At 60.1% G+C, this 16242-nt stretch carries 18 protein-coding genes; 15 read left to right on the top strand and 3 right to left on the bottom strand.

Annotated elements, in window-relative coordinates; translation table 11 throughout:
* Nucleotides 1-429 (top strand): hypothetical protein, encoded by a 429-nt coding sequence (locus tag KUV81_RS10470; protein ID WP_222543815.1) that lies wholly within the window; start codon nt 1-3, stop codon nt 427-429.
* 135 nt (nt 430-564) lie between these two features.
* On the opposite strand, the gene KUV81_RS10465 is transcribed toward KUV81_RS10470, so the two are convergent.
* Nucleotides 565-777 carry a hypothetical protein gene (locus KUV81_RS10465; RefSeq protein ID WP_222543814.1) on the bottom strand — a complete coding sequence of 71 codons (213 nt, stop codon included), beginning with the start codon at nt 775-777 and terminating at the stop codon, nt 565-567.
* Between the two features lie 165 nt (nt 778-942).
* Here KUV81_RS10465 and KUV81_RS10460 point away from each other — a divergent pair, with 165 nt between their 5' ends.
* The 3 genes from KUV81_RS10460 (at nt 943) to KUV81_RS10450 (ending at nt 4114) form a co-directional block, all read left to right on the top strand.
* Nucleotides 943-2310: an AlkA N-terminal domain-containing protein gene (locus tag KUV81_RS10460; RefSeq protein ID WP_409995565.1), complete on the top strand. Its 1368-nt coding sequence runs from the start codon at nt 943-945 to the stop codon at nt 2308-2310.
* Nucleotides 2307-2777: a methylated-DNA--[protein]-cysteine S-methyltransferase gene (locus KUV81_RS10455; RefSeq protein WP_222543812.1), complete on the top strand. Its 471-nt coding sequence runs from the start codon at nt 2307-2309 to the stop codon at nt 2775-2777. Before KUV81_RS10460 ends, KUV81_RS10455 begins: the two co-directional genes overlap by 4 nt.
* A gap of 74 nt (nt 2778-2851) precedes the next feature.
* The gene (locus KUV81_RS10450; RefSeq protein WP_222543811.1) at nt 2852-4114 is read left to right on the top strand and encodes a diguanylate cyclase; all 1263 of its coding nucleotides are present in this window, start codon (nt 2852-2854) and stop codon (nt 4112-4114) included.
* Here the strand turns inward: KUV81_RS10450 and KUV81_RS10445 are convergent.
* Nucleotides 4111-5226: an alkane 1-monooxygenase gene (locus KUV81_RS10445; RefSeq protein WP_222543810.1), complete on the bottom strand. Its 1116-nt coding sequence runs from the start codon at nt 5224-5226 to the stop codon at nt 4111-4113. The genes KUV81_RS10450 and KUV81_RS10445 overlap by 4 nt on opposite strands.
* 233 nt (nt 5227-5459) lie before the next feature.
* Between KUV81_RS10445 and KUV81_RS10440 the strand changes: the two genes are divergently transcribed.
* Nucleotides 5460-6017 carry an outer membrane beta-barrel protein gene (locus KUV81_RS10440; protein ID WP_222543809.1) on the top strand — a complete coding sequence of 186 codons (558 nt, stop codon included), beginning with the start codon at nt 5460-5462 and terminating at the stop codon, nt 6015-6017.
* Here the strand turns inward: KUV81_RS10440 and KUV81_RS10435 are convergent.
* Entirely contained in the window at nt 6014-7123 is a 1110-nt protein-coding gene (locus KUV81_RS10435; RefSeq protein WP_261389334.1) for a diguanylate cyclase domain-containing protein, read from the bottom strand. The two genes, KUV81_RS10440 and KUV81_RS10435, sit on opposite strands and share 4 nt — an antisense overlap.
* A gap of 175 nt (nt 7124-7298) precedes the next feature.
* Between KUV81_RS10435 and KUV81_RS10430 the strand changes: the two genes are divergently transcribed.
* The 10 genes from KUV81_RS10430 (at nt 7299) to KUV81_RS10385 (ending at nt 16230) form a co-directional block, all read left to right on the top strand.
* Nucleotides 7299-8042 carry a ribonuclease H family protein gene (locus KUV81_RS10430; protein WP_315900071.1) on the top strand — a complete coding sequence of 248 codons (744 nt, stop codon included), beginning with the start codon at nt 7299-7301 and terminating at the stop codon, nt 8040-8042.
* 707 nt (nt 8043-8749) lie between these two features.
* Nucleotides 8750-8902, top strand: coding sequence for a host cell division inhibitor Icd-like protein (locus tag KUV81_RS19910; RefSeq protein ID WP_222543806.1), 153 nt, complete (start codon nt 8750-8752; stop codon nt 8900-8902).
* Nucleotides 8899-9405 (top strand): helix-turn-helix domain-containing protein, encoded by a 507-nt coding sequence (locus KUV81_RS10420; protein WP_222543805.1) that lies wholly within the window; start codon nt 8899-8901, stop codon nt 9403-9405. Before KUV81_RS19910 ends, KUV81_RS10420 begins: the two co-directional genes overlap by 4 nt.
* 274 nt (nt 9406-9679) lie before the next feature.
* Nucleotides 9680-10273, top strand: coding sequence for an HU family DNA-binding protein (locus KUV81_RS10415; protein WP_222543804.1), 594 nt, complete (start codon nt 9680-9682; stop codon nt 10271-10273).
* A gap of 3 nt (nt 10274-10276) precedes the next feature.
* Nucleotides 10277-11197: a hypothetical protein gene (locus KUV81_RS10410; protein ID WP_222543803.1), complete on the top strand. Its 921-nt coding sequence runs from the start codon at nt 10277-10279 to the stop codon at nt 11195-11197.
* Nucleotides 11198-11699: 502 nt separating this feature from the next.
* Entirely contained in the window at nt 11700-12005 is a 306-nt protein-coding gene (locus KUV81_RS10405) for a hypothetical protein (protein ID WP_222543802.1), read from the top strand.
* Between the two features lie 225 nt (nt 12006-12230).
* Nucleotides 12231-14486: a hypothetical protein gene (locus KUV81_RS10400; RefSeq protein WP_222543801.1), complete on the top strand. Its 2256-nt coding sequence runs from the start codon at nt 12231-12233 to the stop codon at nt 14484-14486.
* Nucleotides 14483-14815: a hypothetical protein gene (locus KUV81_RS10395; protein WP_222543800.1), complete on the top strand. Its 333-nt coding sequence runs from the start codon at nt 14483-14485 to the stop codon at nt 14813-14815. The genes KUV81_RS10400 and KUV81_RS10395 overlap by 4 nt, the downstream gene beginning before the upstream one ends.
* A gap of 15 nt (nt 14816-14830) precedes the next feature.
* A complete protein-coding gene (locus KUV81_RS10390) occupies nt 14831-15841 on the top strand; it encodes an exonuclease domain-containing protein (RefSeq protein ID WP_222543799.1) in 1011 nt (336 codons plus the stop codon).
* Nucleotides 15838-16230 carry a hypothetical protein gene (locus tag KUV81_RS10385; RefSeq protein ID WP_222543798.1) on the top strand — a complete coding sequence of 131 codons (393 nt, stop codon included), beginning with the start codon at nt 15838-15840 and terminating at the stop codon, nt 16228-16230. Before KUV81_RS10390 ends, KUV81_RS10385 begins: the two co-directional genes overlap by 4 nt.
* The last annotated feature ends 12 nt before the right edge of the window (nt 16231-16242 follow it).

The following is a 16242-nucleotide window of genomic DNA, read 5'->3' as shown; positions in this document are numbered from 1 at the left end:
ATGCCCATCACTCGAACGGCCCTTGCTCCCCTGCTCAGCCTCTCACTGTTGACCGCCTGCGCCAGTGACCCCAGCCCCAACCACCAGTTCTACACCGAGTCCGGCCCGAACGGGCTGCACTTTACCCTGGTGCACTACTCCGAATCGGAAGCCGATGCCGAAAGAGGCCCTGCACCCGCACAGGCCGAGAACGGCAAGGGCAGTCATCGTGGTGGTAAAGGGGGAGGACGCAGAGTCAGCGAACAAGAGCGCGGTGGGCAGAGCCGCACCGCCAAGGATACGGTGCCGAAAGGGGCCATTGATGACCGCACTCTGATGGCCCTGCTGGAGCAGGAATTGGATCAGCGGCAGCTGTGCCTAGAGGGATATCGCATCATTGAACAGCGTCCCACTCAGCACGGCGTGGTGCTTCAGGGCCACTGCCTCTGATTCACCGCGGCGGGAAGCCAAGGCGATAGCGACCGAGCGCTGGCACTGTGTCACAGAGACTTCCGGCAGGGTGGCCGGGGCAGAGGCGCCGCCCGATGCCATCCAGACCCCGGCCTTGGCCGGGGTCATTGCCGTTCAGGGATGAAGAATGTACTTGGGATCGATGTGGAAACTGCGGGCCGCTTCGACCAGCGCCTCCTGGGAGGAGTGGGCGCGCAGATCCAGGGTTCTGCCGTGGTACGCCTGGCCCTCAATCTCATCCTGGATCACCAGCCGAGCGTGCCAACCGGTGTCCATGGGCGCCAGGTGATCGTGGAACACTTCGATGCCGATGCGGGTTGCGGTCATAACGGCCTCCTTCGCTCACAGGCTCCTTCCCATTATCGTCCATCCTGCTCTCCACCGAGGGGCTTTGCCCCATTTCGACACCCGATACATTGAGTGCCGAAAACGGCCAGTTTGCCCCGCCCTTCGCGGTACACTGTGGAACAGAGTCACAGCAGATGCAGGCCCATGATGGACCCCACCCCCTACCGCCAGGCCCGGCTGGCCCGCGATCCCCGTTTCGACGGCCGCTTCTTTATCGCGGTGCGAACCACCGGGATCTACTGCCGCCCCATCTGTCCCGCCTCGCCGCCGAAGGAGGAGAACGTCACCTACTTCGACAGCGCCATCGCCGCCGCCAACGCCGGTTACCGCCCCTGCCTGAGATGCCGGCCGGACAGCGCCCCCGGCTCCTGGGCCTGGCGGGGCAGCGACACCACGGTGGAGCGGGCGGTGCGGCTGATTGACGAAGGAGCGCTGATCGACGGCGCCATTCCGACCCTGGCCAGCCGGCTGGGGATCTCCCCCCGCTACCTCAACAAACTGTTCCAGCAGCGCCTGGGCACCAGTGCCAAGCAGTACGCCCTGTACCAGCAACTGATGCTGGCCAAGCGGCTCTTGCACGACACCCAACTGCCGATGGCCGAGGTGGCGGCTGCCGCCGGCTTTGGCAGCGTGCGCCGCTTCAACGACTGCTTTGCCCGCGAGCTTAAGCTGCCCCCCAGCCAGATCCGGCGGCGCAGCACCTCCAAGGGCCAGGGACTGACGCTGTTTCTCAGCTACCGGCCGCCCTACGCCTGGGCCCAGCTGCAGGGATTTCTGGCCCGCCGCCTGGTGCCCGGCCTGGAGTGGACCGGACCGGATCATTACGGCCGCACCCTGGCGCTGCAGGGCGGGGTACGGGGCCGGTTTACCGCCGTGCACCAGCCCAAGCGGTGCGGCTTCGAGGTGACCCTGGAGCTCACCGAACCCGGACCGCTGATGCCCCTGGTCCACCACATTCGTCGCCTGCTGGACCTGGACGCGGAGATCGCCACCATCGATGCCCACCTGGCCCAGTTGCCCGGGCTGGGCCCTCATCTTCAGCCGGGCCTGCGTCTGCCGGGGATCTGGCGGCCGTTCGAGGCGGGGATCCGGGCGGTGCTCGGCCAGCAGGTCTCGGTGGCCGCGGCCCGCAACCTGGTGTGCCAGCTGGTGGCCGAGCACGGCGAAACCCTGGGCCCCCATCGGCTGTTCCCCACCCCCGAGCGCCTGGCCGAGGCGAGCCTCAGCGAGCTCAGGATGCCGGACAGCCGGCGCCAGACTCTGCGCCGCCTGGCCGCCCACGTGGCGGAGCACGGCGAACAGGAGGACCCGCAGCGCTGGCAGGCCCTCAAGGGGATCGGCCCCTGGACCGTGGACTACGTCCGCCTGCGCGGGCGCTCCGAGCCCGACGTTTTCCTGGGCGGGGATCTGGGCGTCAAACACGCCCTGGCCCGCCGGTCACTCAACCTGGACCCGCAGGCAGCCGCCCCCTGGCGCAGCTACCTGACCTTTCAACTGTGGAACCTGTTATGACCCCAAGCTACCTGAGCACCCTCGCCACCCCCTTGGGCCCCCTGGCGATCCACGCCAACGAACACGCCCTGACCGAGGTGCGCTTCGTCGACGGGCCTCTGCCCCTTGAGAGCCCAAGCCCGCTGACCGAAACCGCCAAGGCCCAGCTGACGGAGTACTTCGCCGGCCACCGTCGCCACTTCTCCCTGCCCCTGGCCCCGGCGGGCACCGCATTTCGTCAGGCCGCCTGGCAGGCACTGCAGGCGATCCCCTACGGCGAGACCCGCTGCTACGCCGACCAGGCTCAGACCATGGGCAACCCCAAGGCGGTGCGCGCCGTGGGGGCGGCCAATGGCGCCAACCCCATCGCCATCGTCATCCCCTGTCACCGGGTGATCGGCAAGGGGGGCAGCCTGACCGGCTACGCAGGTGGCCTGGACCGCAAAGCCCGCCTGCTGGCCCTCGAGCAGGGCCAGCCAATCACCTAAGATTTCAACGCTTTTATGTTTATGACGAGCTGATTACACTGGCCCTATCCATTAGCCAAAGGAAGGCAAGGGTCATGCTGAAAGTTCTGATCGTCGAAGACAGCGCGGTGGTCACCAAGGTCCTGCGGCACCTGGTGGACAGCGATCCCCAGCTGCAGGCAGAGTTTGTCGACTCCCTGGCCGCCGCCCAATCGGCCCTGGCCCAGACCAACGACTACTTCGCTGCCATCGTCGACCTCACTCTACCGGACGCCCGGGACGGGGAAGCGGTGGATTTCACCCTGGCCCAGGGGCTGCCCACCATCGTCCTCACCGGAGTGTTCGACCCCCAGATGCGCGAGCGGCTGCAATCCCGGGGGATCGTCGATTACATCACCAAGGAGAACCGCTACTCCTATCAGCGGGCCCTGGCCCTGGTGCATCGCCTGGCGCGCAATCGCCACACCCAGGTGGTGGTGGCGGAGGACTCCAGCTCGGTGCGCCGCCACATCGTCACCCTGCTGGAGCGTCACCACTATCGGGTGCATCAGGCGACCAATGGCCGCGAAGCCCTGGCTCTGCTGACCCAGCACCCGCAGACGCGACTGCTGATCACCGACTACCAGATGCCGGAGGTGGACGGCTTTACCCTCACCCAGGAGCTGCGCCACCGGATCGGGCCGGATCGCCTGGCGATCATCGGCCTCTCCACCAGCGGTGAGCCCAACCTCTCCGCCCGTTTCATCAAGTACGGGGCGGACGATTTCCTGCACAAGCCGTTCTGCCCGGAGGAGTTCTACTGCCGGGTGCAGTCCAACATCGAGGCGCTGGAGCGGTTGATGGCCCTGGAGGAGAGCGCCCGGCGCGACCCCTTGACCGGGCTGCACAACCGGCGCCATTTCTTTGCCGAGGCCCCCGGCCTGCTGAGCCAGGCCCAATCCCAGGGCCACCCCCTGGCGGTGGCGGTGCTGGACGTGGATCATTTCAAGAAGATCAATGACCACTACGGTCACCAGACCGGGGACGAAGTGCTCAAGGCCCTGGCCCAGGCCCTGAGTCAGGGGTTCGCTCGCTTTCTGCTGGCCCGCGCCGGTGGGGAGGAGTTTTTCCTGATGATGCCGGGGGTGGACAGCGACAAGGGCCGGCAGCTGCTGGACAGCCTGCGGACCCAGTTGGCCCGCCACCCGCTGCGCGCCTCGGGCGAGGCGATCCCCATCCGATTTAGCGCCGGGATCACCGACGAGCGGGGCTTGGATCTGGAGCAGATGCTGGCCCAGGCGGACCGTTACCTCTACCAGGCCAAGGCCGCCGGCCGGGACCGGGTGGTGGACGACAGCTGCGCCCTGCAGCCGGCCTAAACGCGCTTAAGCAGCGCTCGCTCCGCCTCGCTGGCGTGGTGGGCGTCCCAGTGGGCCAGCCGCGGGGCCATCACCCGCCGCCACAGGGGCGGCACCAGGGTCAGCATCAGGGTGCCCAGATACCCCGCCGGCAAGGTGGGTGCCTCCGGCATGGGAGCCAATCGCTGAAACGGCAGCTGCGCCGTGGCGTGGTGGTGGGAGTGGCGGGTCAGGTTGAAGCTGGCCCAGCTGCTGATCCGCCGGGTGCTGTTCCAGCTGTGGCGGGGCTGCACCTGGCAGGCCGGATCGCGCACCAGGCCGTAATGCTCCAGGTAGTTCACCATCTCCAGAAACGCCTTGGCGATGGCCGCACTGGCCAGGAACACCAGGCCTCCCACCCAGCCCGCCAGAAGAAGCGCCGAAAGCAGCAGCGCCAATGACATCAGTTGACCGCGCACAAAGCGGTTGTGAAGACTTAAAAGCGGCTTTCGACGCAGAGCCAGGCGTTTGGCTTCGATGCGCCAGGCGCTGAGGTTGCCCTCCCAGGTGGAGCGCAGGATGTGGGTGTAGACGGTGCGGCCCCGGGGGGCCGAGGCGGGATCCTGGGGGGTGGCCACATGGCGGTGGTGACCATAGACGTGCTCGATGGCAAAACCGCTGTCCCAGCTGAACGCCAGCAACCAGCGTCCCAAGATCAGCGACGGCCGATGCCAGGTGCGGTGAACCAGCTCATGGGCGACGATGGTGCCCAGCATCGAGGTGAGCAGGCCACAGGCCAGCAGACTCACCCCCTCCCCCATCAAAGGGTTGCCGGCCTTGGCCGCCAGCACATCGTAGCCGGTCAGCCCCGTGACCCAGGCGCCGTAGCCCAGCAGATCCCCGGGCACCATCAGCCAGATCTGCAGGAGATTGGTGATCACTACCGGCACCAGGGCCAGGTAGAGCATCATATTGAGCCAGCCAGGGGGGCGATCATCGGGGGTCGAGGTGTCCTCCCCCAGCAGGGCGTCCCCCACCACCAGCACCAGCAACAGGGCCGAGAGCCCCAGGAAGAGCCAGGGGCCGCCCAGGGTGAGGCCCAGCCACTGGGGCAGGGCCAGCGCGTACATCAACAGGAACTTGAAGTGGTGCATGACGCGTGCCGATGGGGAAGTCTGCCCCCAGTATGGCACCCAGGAACGAGCAAAAAAACCGCAGCGGCGAAGCGAGCTTAGCGGATCCCAGGCCAACGGAAGCTGAACCGCTGCGGCCGGTTTCGCATTGGACGGTCAGAGCGTGAGGCGGCCGGCAAAACCCCCGTCGGCTTTTGATCCCCGCCACCTCGGTACAGATAATCGACGCCCCAACTCCCCAGTGAATCAGTATCATGCGCCCAGTCCACGCCATCGCGGCCGTCCTCGCCCTGTTCAGCCCCCTGGCAACGGCCCAGTTCTCCCTGGCCCCGGCCCAACCCGGCAACGCCCCGGAGCAAACGGTGATCTCCCCCTATGCGGCCCTCACTTTGGACTACATCCCGGCCCAGACGGATCTCTGGGGGGTGACCCTGGCCCCCACCCACTTCGATCCCAACTACCCCCGCTGGGGCTACTACGCCGGTTACGCCTGGGGACGCACCGAGAATCTGAACCTGCCTGAGCCGGAGCAGGGGGAGGTGAGCGAAACCATGGGCCGCTTCGGAGTCAGCTATGGCCTGACTCCCGCCATTCACCTCTACGGCGGAGCGGCCTACCACACCACCAAGACCCGCTACACCGACGGCAAAACCCAGTTCTGCGCCGATTGCGAGCCCACCTGGACCACGGACAAGGATTATCGCTGGGGGGCGGAGCTGGGGATGCGGGTCAATCTTGGCCAGCACCTGGTGATCGGCGCCGGCTACAACTGGGCCAGTGAATCGGCCGTGATCAGCCTCGGCCTGCGTTAACTGCTGCGCACCTGGGGCAGGGGCAGCGCCTTGCCCCGCAGCTTGCGCCGGTACATCGATTGGTCGGCCACCTTGAGCAGGGCCTCGGGGGTGGCGCCGTCGCGGGGATAGCAGGCGTGGCCAATGCTGGCCCCGATCTGCACCTCGCCGTGACGCGGCAGCATCAGGGGCACCGCCAGCGCCTGCTGGACCCGGCGGGCCATCGCCTGCACCTGGGCCTCACCCCCCTCGGCCATCAACACCACGAACTCGTCGCCGCCAAGGCGGGCCAGCAGATCCTGGTCCCGCAACGCGCCCTTGAGCCGGCGCGCCACCTGCTCCAGGGTGGCGTCCCCGGCGGCGTGGCCGAAGCGATCGTTGACCCGTTTGAAATCATTGAGATCGATAAACAGCAGCGCCAGTTCCAGACCCTGTCGCTGGGCCTGCTCCATCGCCTGGCGGCACTGCAGGTTGAAATGACGACGGTTACACACCCCGGTCAGGGCATCGGTGTGGGCCAGTCGTACCCAGTTCTGCTCCTTGGCCTTCTGGCGGGTGATGTCGGTGACCGTGGCCAGCAACACCGGCTCGGTGCCCTCCGCCAGCACCAGCACCCGGTGCTGCCACTGGCACAATCGCGACGCCCCTGCTTTGGTGCGGTTCCACTGCTCCAGCGGAGCGCTCTCCTGTTCGCTGAGCCAGGCCTGTAGCCGGGCCGGCACCGCCGCCCGTTCCGGTTCCGGCAGCAGCAGGTCCGCCATCGGCCTGCCCAGAACCTCCTCCGCCTGCCAGCCAAACAGCTCCGTGGCCGCGGCGTTCCAGCCCTCGATGCGACCATCGGAGTGGATCACCATCAGGGGGGTGGGGGTTTGGTCCAGCAGGGTGCTCATCGCCTGGCCCTGCACCTTGAGCCGGCGATTCTGACGCAGCACCCAAAGCAGCAGACCCAGCACACAGAGCCCCAGGGCCACCACCAGCCCCGACAGCGGCAGGGCGGAGCGAGGCTGCACTGCGGCATAGGCCATGGGCAGACCCAGGGCCAGCTGCATCAGTGCCAGGGGCACCCGCCAGGGGATCCGAAAGGGGCGGGCCAGCGTGGCCACCGGCCCCCAGGCCGCGTTTCGCATCGTCTCATCCTTGTTTGGTCGCCGCAGAAGCGGCGCTTGGACCGATCCTTTGGGGCTTTCCTTTATAGACGCGAAGCGCGGTCGCAACGGCTCAGGCGGGGCGAAAAAATCCGTCGGTGCCACAAGTTCAATTGGCGTATCATCGGGGCGAGACTCAAAAACCAGGGGCCCCCGAGTGGCAAAGAAAAAGTTCTACGTGGTCTGGACCGGGCGCCAGACAGGCATCTTCCCCGACTGGCCCAGCACGGAAGCGGCGGTCAGCGGCTTCCCCGGCGCCAAGTACAAGGGGTTCGCCACCGAGGCGGAGGCCCGTGCCGCCTTCGCCCAGGATTACCAACAGGCGATCAAAAACACGCCCCGCCCCGCCAAGGCCGCTGCGGCCCGAAGCGCGGCCCTGCCAAGCAGCGACTGGGTGATCTACGCCGACGGCGCCTGCGATCCCAACCCGGGTCAGGCGGGTACTGGCCTGGCGCTCTACCGCGACGGCACCCTGAGTGAGCTCTGGTACGGCCTCTACACCCCCCAGGGCACCAACAACACCGCCGAGCTGAACGGCTTAAACCAGGCCCTGATGCTGGCCCAGCAGGGGGTGGACCAGGGCCGCTCGGTGACCGTACTGTGCGACTCCCAGTACGCCATCAACTGCGTCAGTCAGTGGGCGGCGGGCTGGGCGCGCCAGGGTTGGACCCGCAAGGGCGACCCGATCAAGAACCTGGCACTGATCCAGGCCGGTTACGCCCTGTGGCAGCCCCTGGCGGACAAAATCACCCTGGCCCACGTCAAGGGCCACGCCGGCATCGAGGGCAACGAGTTGGCGGATCGGATGTCGGTGCACGCGGTGGATCAGCAGGAACAGGACTTCGTCCGTTACGACGGACCGCAGGATATCGCCACCATCCTGGCGATGCGCGCCGGCTGAACATGCCCTGGCCGCTACGATCCTTTATAAACCGGGAACGCATGGTTTAGGCGGGGGTCAGGGCGGGGTCCATTCGTGGACTTCGCCTTATTTTTCATCTAGTTAACGAGTCAGTGCCGGGACGTATAGGGGTCAGGGTATGGACTCGAAAATGTCCCCAAGTACGAAAGCCGGACCAGTCGGTGACAAACATTCATTTTGATCCCGCAGCACACAGACGATGATCCCCCGTGGGTAAGTCTGTGCGTAACTGTGCGAACCAAAAATAAAGAACGGACATTTTGGGGGTCGGATTATATTTCTAGGTTTTACAAGCTCTTATAGCTCTTAAAGAAAGATCTTAAAGCTGTCCTGTTGTTTCAGATCCGAGGTTGAGACAACCACCAGAACGACCAAAAATTCCCGAGCATCTCTTTTAACGGGATGTTTGCATTTGAAGATTTTTGCTCGGTTGCAACATCGCAGCCATGAGGGCAAAGTTCACTCCGTCGACCGGGCCTAATACCCCCGGCGATGACGGACTAGGATTCCGAACGGCAACAGAAAAGATTTCGAAAGGGCCCGACAGTGCCTTAAACTGTTACTGGGGGCTCGGGGAGAGCCAAAGAAAACCCCCAGTCGCGGTTTGCCGTCTCAATGTGCCGCAGGTATTTGCGGCTGCTCCCCACCTATTCCGTCTTGATGCCTTCTAGCGTTGAGACAAACCGATGAAATATCGATTCCTAGCCGCCATCGGCGGCAACATCCAGACGATCACCACCGTCGCCACCAGTGAGCACGAAGCTCGCGCTCACTTGTCGGCATCCAACATCCTCGTTCTCGCTTTCACAGCCAGGTTTTCTCTTGGAGGTGCGGAATGATCCGTAACCATCCGAGCGCCCATGTCGACGAAGCCATCGCTTCTGTTCGGTCACTGGGGATGAAGTTAACCGGGGCTCAGCAAATCGTGTTCGCTGCGATCATCAAACGATTCTCTCTGCAACGCCAAAGCACGTACCGGGCTCAGGCTGACTTGGCAAACGACACCGGCTTCTGTGAGAAGACCGTGAGTCGAGCCATCGCCAAGCTCGAGCGCCTCGGTCTGATTGCTGTTATGCGAGCTCGTCGTTTCGTGAAGCGCGGAGGCCGATGGCGCGTCCGGACTGGATTCCAGAATCGATACCTTTTCGCCGGGACGCTTCTCGAGGTCATGCAGAAAATGACCAAGAAAGTCGGAGCCGTAACCATCGTTAAGAGCGGTCGCGGCTTCCAGCTTCGGAGCCGCGAAGCGAGCGCCGGTCCGATTTGGGTTAGCCGTCCACCTAAGGGATCTGACCGAGAACGAGTTTTCGAAGGGCTTCTCTGTGAGGGGGCCAAACAATGAACACTTCGAATTTAGTGGAAATGGAGATCGTAGCAGGGAACGCCGAAGCAACTGTCGACGTTGAGTTCATCAATAGCGTAGGGGTCCGAGTACATCGGAAGAAGAATTTCGCCATCCGCCTCGCTAGATGTCCAGTCGCAGCAATCAAAGACGAGTTCGGCTTCGACGTTGTCGAGGTACGCAACTCACCTAGAGGCGACTTCTCCGTTTGGGGAGCCGGTCAAAGCGAGTCCGGCGCTCCATACAGACTCTTTGATATTGAACGAGGCCAATGATGAACGTGACCACCCTTACCAGAGCAGACCTTTACGAGCAGATCGAGAAGGCTCTCGATGTGTCACCAAGAGGCGCTAAGCGCATCGGAGACGAAACGATTCTGTTCGTCCCACGCTGCCTCGCTGAGGGTGTGCCGGTTCTGATTCAGTACGTAGGAACCTTCGAGCTACGCGACAAACCAGCGCGGCCAGTTTGGTCTGACCTTCGCGGAGAGAAGAAGCGGATCACCTTGCCCCCGAGAACGGTTGTTCGGCTCGGCAGGGTAAAGAACATGCAGGAAACCGGGCCTCGAGCAGCAAAACGGATCTTCATGCCTTACCTGATTTCTATCCCCGGCGTCGGGACTCCACTCCGAGCGATGCAGGTATACGACATCTTTGTTGAGTTCCTGCGCCGGCCTCTTGATGGCGACTGCCGGATTGAACTTCGCGGCTTCGGAGTCATCGAGCCTCGGATCATCCCGAAGGGCAAAGTCGTTCACAACCCTGCGACCGGTGAAAAGGGCGTCATCAGCGAAGACCGAATCAAGCTGAAGTTCAAAGCGTCCAAGAACTTGATGCCGACAATCGAAGCAATGCGGGACGAGGGATGAAGTATGACCGGGCACCGAATCGTAATTGTCGCTCTCTGGCTTTCCGTAGGCGCGACGTCAGCCGTACTGACTTGGGACTTCATGTCCAGCGTCGGCGAAGCCATTGGGCTCGGACTGGTGATGGGGTTCCTAGGCGTATCTCTTGACGCCGCGAAGCTCTATCTCCCGGTGTGCGCTCACCGTCTGTGTGGCAACCAGGTGGCCCGAGGGTTCTTCTGGTGCATGACAATGTGTCTCGTTGCCGTCTCTTTTGCCGCCCCTATGTTTGCAATGGATAACGGATACCGCGACGGATTCGCCGCACGAAGCGCCGAGTCCATAGTCGAGCAGCAAAAAAATTCACTTGAGCGGGAGCAAACGATGATCTCTATCAAGCAGTATCAAGAGTTGGCTCAGGCTCAAATTAGCTCTGGCCATATTTCTAGAGCCGTGGAAACGAACGACAAGATTGCGGCGCTCGTTGATTCAATGGAGGTGAACTCTGCACCAGAAGTCGAGCCATCCCTCTTGGACGAGTACGGGACTCTCGCATTCGTAGTATCCGCCGCCGCTATTGAAATCGTCGGCTTGTCACTGGCTATCGCGTTCGCTGCATCTGCGGAAGCCCCGACTAGAGCCAAAGCGCTAACCCATAAGGTCCAAGAGGTTAGCAAGCCGAAACCGGTCAGCAAACCAGCCCCTAAACCAGATCCGAAGCCTGAACCGAAGCCTGAAGTTAAAGAGGCCGAGCCGGAGCTCATTGGTCACGCCATGGTTCGGAGGGCGATTCTCGATGGTGAGGTTAGCGCGTCAGTGCATGAGGTTCGGAAGCGGTTCAAATCCGACACCATCAAAGAATCGGAAATCTCGCCTCTGATTCTCAAGATGTCCGAAGCGGGGGAGCTGACCAAAGTCGGTCGTAGCTGGAAAGTGGCGAAAACATGAAATCTTGAGCAACTGCCTCACGGAATGTTGATCCATGTTTGGTTTATTGCCCCTACATGATGTTTATTATGCCTCTGTCGCACACCATGGAACGAAAGCAATGGATCTGAATGTTTTCAAAGCGGCGTTATGCAAGTGTCCTGCGGCGGTTTCACTCGACATCGTTGCGGCACTTCCTACAGGCCACCAGGAAGCTATTAGAAACACCCTAGTCGCGAAGCTTAAGAAGGCAGAACGGCAGGATAGAGAGGCATCGACACATAAACCGGGCGGGAAGGCATACCCGTTCGACCATGACTCCGGAGTTCCTGAACACATCCGCGAACAAGCGAAAGTCGTTCTCGAACAGTATCGGAGGCATGAAATCTACGCGAAGCGGCTCCAAGGCTGTAACACCATGTCTTTGAGGGTCGGTCGTAGCTATCGACTTCTAGGGAATGGGGGTCGCTGGCAACTGGTGAGCCGAGAGCGAGCCGAACGCTACTACAGATAAGGACAAAAAATGTTTGAGTTTGATACTGGCTCTTTGCGCAAGAGCGAGGCGGGAATCTTTGCGCAAAACGCTAACGCTAAGCAGTGGGGCTCCCTGCTCTCTGAGTTCTCTCAGATCAACGAGCGCCGGGCTTTAGCGGGGCTGAAATCGGTTAAGACAGAAAGCATCGCCGACATCATGTCGATCTGCACGTTAGCCCTCGAAGCTAGAGGGACGACGATTGAGGAAGTTCGGCTTCACCAAAGGAAGGTCGTCAGATGGAAGCAGCGACTCGCAGAAGAAGGGATAACCCTCGACGAGATGCGCGACCTGTAAGTTTCGGAGGCTGAGCCGTCCAAGGAAACTTGGAGAAATGGTCAGCGGCTCGGCCTCCACCCCTTTCGGGGTCGGCGCTCCTTCTATCCGTGAGGGGTGCTTTTAGACGAAAACCGCGTCGACCCCGAATCTTGCTCTTTTACAACTTGGATTTTTTTTGAAGCAAGCCGTCGCGGCGAGCTCTCGTTCGTGCGCGACATACAGATAAGTATTGAGGTCTATCTAATGAAAAAAACAGTATTGGTTTTATCCATGCTGCTTGCCGGTTGCGGAGGCAGCGAAAGCAGTACATCACCAGACGGTGACAACAACGGCACCGATTGGATCCCGATGCCCCCGGCGAACTGCTCCGAGGGCGCGATTAAAGACGAGAACGGGATTTGCGTAATCCCAGATCCAGACGAGCCGGATCTTCCTTGGACACCCCTTGAGCCTTCCGAATGCTCAGAAGGTAGCTACCGCCCGGACCCGGATGGTCCGTGCGTTGAGTATTCACCTTGGGAACCGCTCGAACCTTCCCAGTGTACAGAAGGCAGCTATCGCCCCGACCCGGATGGTCCGTGCGTTGAGTATTCACCTTGGGAACCGCTCGAACCTTCCCAGTGTACAGAAGGCAGCTACCGCCCGGACCCGGATGGTCCGTGCGTTGAGTATTCACCTTGGGAACCGCTCGAACCTTCCCAGTGTACAGAAGGCAGCTACCGCCCGGACCCGGATGGTCCGTGCGTTGAGTTCCCTCCGATGATCCCGCTCGAGCCTTCCCAGTGTTCAGAAGGGTTTGAGAAGGACGAGGAAGGCAATTGCGTTCCGAAGCGATACGTAAATGAAATCGATCTTAATCAAATCGAACAGTGTTATGCCCATGCGAAAGAAAGCGGGTTCGACATGGTCAAAGACGTTTGCGACATGCTAGTCGAAGCCACTTACATTCCCCATGAATATGATGGTGTACACAATTTCGGATCTATCTATTTCCTGTCGTTGGGTAACTATATTTCAGTGTCAATTACTCGCGACTCTGTGCACTATGGGTTCCACAATAGCCGAGGGAAAGCAGGGGCCGCGAGTGCCAAAGGTCCTTTCTATACAATTTTCCAATCTGACCAATTCAGAGACGACATGCTGACATGGGGATGTCTATCGGATAACGGTTGCGTTATTGAAGTGAATGGCTATGAAGCCATTTCAAATCCGATTGACTTCTCCGGTGCCAATATCGGTTACAGCATTGACCATCGTTCTCTAGACATTGCTCATGATACTGAGTCGGTTTCTTATCGCATTCTCTTCCGGGGCGACGAGGTCGCATCTGGCGAGTTCGACGTTGATAAGCGCGGCGTAACTCTCGCTAACATGCAATATGATTTCGACTTCCGGGGCTATTTGAATGAGAAGTGGAAAAAGGAAATCGAAGGGATCGTCGGCATTGAGCAATATGCCGAAGCCGTCGCAAATCGGGACCTTGTTCACTTTGAGTCGAACACCATTGGCAACTATCCCAACAGCGTTCAACTCTCCGTAGTGGTCGATGGCGGTTTCGTATTCCTTCCCGCCGGATATGGGAACACGAGCTACCGTAGTCAATTTATCGGGGACGATAGTACGGTCGCAACTGTTCAGTTCGAATACATGGACGGAAGTACGTCCACGGTTCCAACCGGCGATTGGGTCCATGGCCTTGTGTATCGTGACGCCGAATGGCAGACCCAGCGCATCAGGTTCGACAACTTGCAGGACGTCGCCGACCTGTTGTTCGTTGTGCATCACGGCTACGCCGTTCCGGATCGCGGAGAACGACCCGAGGATCCGCCGTGGTGGGAGTTTGATCCGTCCATTTCCGAGATGCAGAAAGACTTTCTCCGGGTTGGGCACAACCTAGAAGATGCGGTCTTCCTCGAGGAACTTTACGACACCCTAGGCGCGGCGTTCGATGGCTGCGACTGCGAGTTCGGGTTCTATCACGAATCGTATGGAGGCAACGGTGAACCTTTCGAACTGACTTCCTACCTGTCAATTAAGGTATCTAACAGAGATCAGAAGTGGGGCCGTTCTGAGTTCGATTTGAAAGTCGATTTCGCTAACAAAGCGATTCACCTTGGGACCACCTACCTTATTAATCAGGAGGTCGACGGAGCAACCCCTAAATTTGATGACTACTGGCTTAATGGAGACGCATTTTTCTTCAATGGCTCAGCCATTGGCGGAAGCAACGCACACATTAAAGCGGAATCCATCTATACCGGGTTCACCGGCTCTCAGTATTACGTGATTAACGGAGTAACTCTCAACGAAGAGAACGACCAGTGGCGTAAGTCTCTTATCTCCGACAGCCTAGGCACTCTCATTGGCGCCAGCGTTCAATTTGAAATTGAAGGGAGCAGTAGCAGCAAACACGGAAACGTGAGCGGGGTTAACCTCAACATCGGCAATAATTATATTTTTGCTAAGGCTATCCGGATTGTGTCGGACGACTGGAAATGATGAACTTTATCCCTAGCGAAAAAATGTATGACTATTCGGACGCCAAGCTAAACGCGACTCTCGTGGAAAGCATGAAGCCGACGGAAGACTCTTGTCCGGTTCCGATGTTCGTATTGCAGCGTTTAACGGTCGCGATTATCGGCCTCTTCGTATCCGTAGAGGTTGGCGTAATCATGGGCATCGCATCCGCGATTGTCATTGGCGCTCTCGTTGAGAGCTTGATTGATAACGTCCACGAACAAGCGCGTATTCGTTTCTCCTGCGAGTCGTTCATTAACGACCTTCAGGTAAGAGAGTGTCTTTTAGAAAAGGCCCGACGAGGCCAGTAAGCAAGGAGCCCCGCCATGGCGGGGTTTTTTATGAGCGTAACGATCACAGTAATCCTTTTGATTGGGGCGATGCTCCTTTTCATCCATGCCCTCCGCAAAGACGACAAGTTACACGACGACAGAAAAGCGGATGCATATAGAAAGGCCCCTAGACAACCCAGAACAAAGACCATGAGCGAAACCGACATGCACGATAACAAAATGCTGATCTCTGGCATCAAGTCCCGGCTAGACCTAGAAGACTGTCTCTTCATCGATACAGAAACGACCGGGCTAGGCAACACAGACCAAGTCATCGAGATCGCCATCATCAACGGTCACGGTGAAATTCTCTTGGACACCCTGATCAAGCCGACCATCCAGATCCCAGAAGACGCCATTCGAATCCATGGCATCACTAACGAGATGGTGAAGAACGCCCAAACCGTTGACGCGATTGCCGACGACTTCCGACGCATCGTCGAAGGTAAGAAGCTGTTCGCCTATAACGCGAAGTTCGACTCTCGACTTCTTCGCCAAAGCTTTCACTCCGTCGGAGAGAGCTTCCCTAGAGCCGAATGGTTCTGCGTTATGGACTCGTTCTCCGAGTTCAATGGAAAGCGAACCAGTCTGATTAACGCCGCTGCGTCCTTTGGATACGTTCCGGAAGAGAAAGCGCACCGGGCTCTGACTGACGCGATGATGTGCCTCGAGGTGTTCGCAGCAATGCGTATCTACGACGGCGACATCCAGCCCGACACCCCGAAAGAGGCCGAGAATCTGAAAGGGAAGCGCGTCGTCTTCACCGGGCAGATGAAGACAGGGAGCCGAGCTCAGATGAAGAAGCTTGCGAGCTCTCTGGGGATGGTCAACCAATCATCCGTTGGCAACAAAACTGACTTCGTCGTCATTGGTGACGAGGGCGACGAGCGATGGGCAAACGGAACCTATGGCCGGAAAATCGAAGAGGCAATCGCCAGAGTAAAGGCGGGTCAGGAGATCAACATCATCAAAGAAAGTGAATGGCGGGAAATGACCGGGCTATGAAGATCACCAGGGAGCAGCTAGAGAAGGACTTTGCAAACCGGGCGCGTTGGACGCGCTCGTTTGCCCTTATCGGTCCTTGCGGGGCTGGAAAAAGCCATCTGTTAAACGAACTGCTCGGATACACCGAGCGCCGACGTCGAGAGTTCACTCACTTGTCGCTAGGCGTTATGGATCAGTCCGAGATGAAAGATTATCTGAGAGAGTGCCAAGACTTATGCGTCGAACGAGGCGGGATTTACATCGTAGGAAGAGACTTGGATTACGTGGAAACCGTATCCGGACACTTCGTTACTATCTCTGGGGACTACGTCCAGTGGCGGGAGTTCATGAGGAAGGGGGGAGCGCTTAACATCTCCGTCGGGAGGGCGTTCCTGAATTATGCAGCCTAAGACTAACGTCGA

Source organism: Ferrimonas balearica, assembly GCF_019802085.1.
Lineage (GTDB): Bacteria > Pseudomonadota > Gammaproteobacteria > Enterobacterales > Shewanellaceae > Ferrimonas > Ferrimonas balearica_B.
The sequence above is the reverse complement of the archived record's forward strand: the minus strand, read 5'-3'. Positions and strand labels throughout refer to the sequence as shown.

Excerpts from the sequence above, each read along its gene's own strand:
- KUV81_RS10470 (WP_222543815.1), top strand. The coding sequence starts at position 1 with ATGCCCATCACTCGAACGGCCCTTGCTCCCCTGCTCAGCCTCTCACTG.
- KUV81_RS10465 (WP_222543814.1), bottom strand. The coding sequence starts at position 777 with ATGACCGCAACCCGCATCGGCATCGAAGTGTTCCACGATCACCTGGCG.
- KUV81_RS10460 (WP_409995565.1), top strand. The coding sequence starts at position 943 with ATGATGGACCCCACCCCCTACCGCCAGGCCCGGCTGGCCCGCGATCCC.
- KUV81_RS10455 (WP_222543812.1), top strand. The coding sequence starts at position 2,307 with ATGACCCCAAGCTACCTGAGCACCCTCGCCACCCCCTTGGGCCCCCTG.
- KUV81_RS10450 (WP_222543811.1), top strand. The coding sequence starts at position 2,852 with ATGCTGAAAGTTCTGATCGTCGAAGACAGCGCGGTGGTCACCAAGGTC.
- KUV81_RS10445 (WP_222543810.1), bottom strand. The coding sequence starts at position 5,226 with ATGCACCACTTCAAGTTCCTGTTGATGTACGCGCTGGCCCTGCCCCAG.
- KUV81_RS10440 (WP_222543809.1), top strand. The coding sequence starts at position 5,460 with ATGCGCCCAGTCCACGCCATCGCGGCCGTCCTCGCCCTGTTCAGCCCC.
- KUV81_RS10435 (WP_261389334.1), bottom strand. The coding sequence starts at position 7,123 with ATGCGAAACGCGGCCTGGGGGCCGGTGGCCACGCTGGCCCGCCCCTTT.
- KUV81_RS19910 (WP_222543806.1), top strand. The coding sequence starts at position 8,750 with ATGAAATATCGATTCCTAGCCGCCATCGGCGGCAACATCCAGACGATC.
- KUV81_RS10420 (WP_222543805.1), top strand. The coding sequence starts at position 8,899 with ATGATCCGTAACCATCCGAGCGCCCATGTCGACGAAGCCATCGCTTCT.
- KUV81_RS10415 (WP_222543804.1), top strand. The coding sequence starts at position 9,680 with ATGAACGTGACCACCCTTACCAGAGCAGACCTTTACGAGCAGATCGAG.
- KUV81_RS10410 (WP_222543803.1), top strand. The coding sequence starts at position 10,277 with ATGACCGGGCACCGAATCGTAATTGTCGCTCTCTGGCTTTCCGTAGGC.
- KUV81_RS10405 (WP_222543802.1), top strand. The coding sequence starts at position 11,700 with ATGTTTGAGTTTGATACTGGCTCTTTGCGCAAGAGCGAGGCGGGAATC.
- KUV81_RS10400 (WP_222543801.1), top strand. The coding sequence starts at position 12,231 with ATGAAAAAAACAGTATTGGTTTTATCCATGCTGCTTGCCGGTTGCGGA.
- KUV81_RS10395 (WP_222543800.1), top strand. The coding sequence starts at position 14,483 with ATGATGAACTTTATCCCTAGCGAAAAAATGTATGACTATTCGGACGCC.
- KUV81_RS10390 (WP_222543799.1), top strand. The coding sequence starts at position 14,831 with ATGGCGGGGTTTTTTATGAGCGTAACGATCACAGTAATCCTTTTGATT.
- KUV81_RS10385 (WP_222543798.1), top strand. The coding sequence starts at position 15,838 with ATGAAGATCACCAGGGAGCAGCTAGAGAAGGACTTTGCAAACCGGGCG.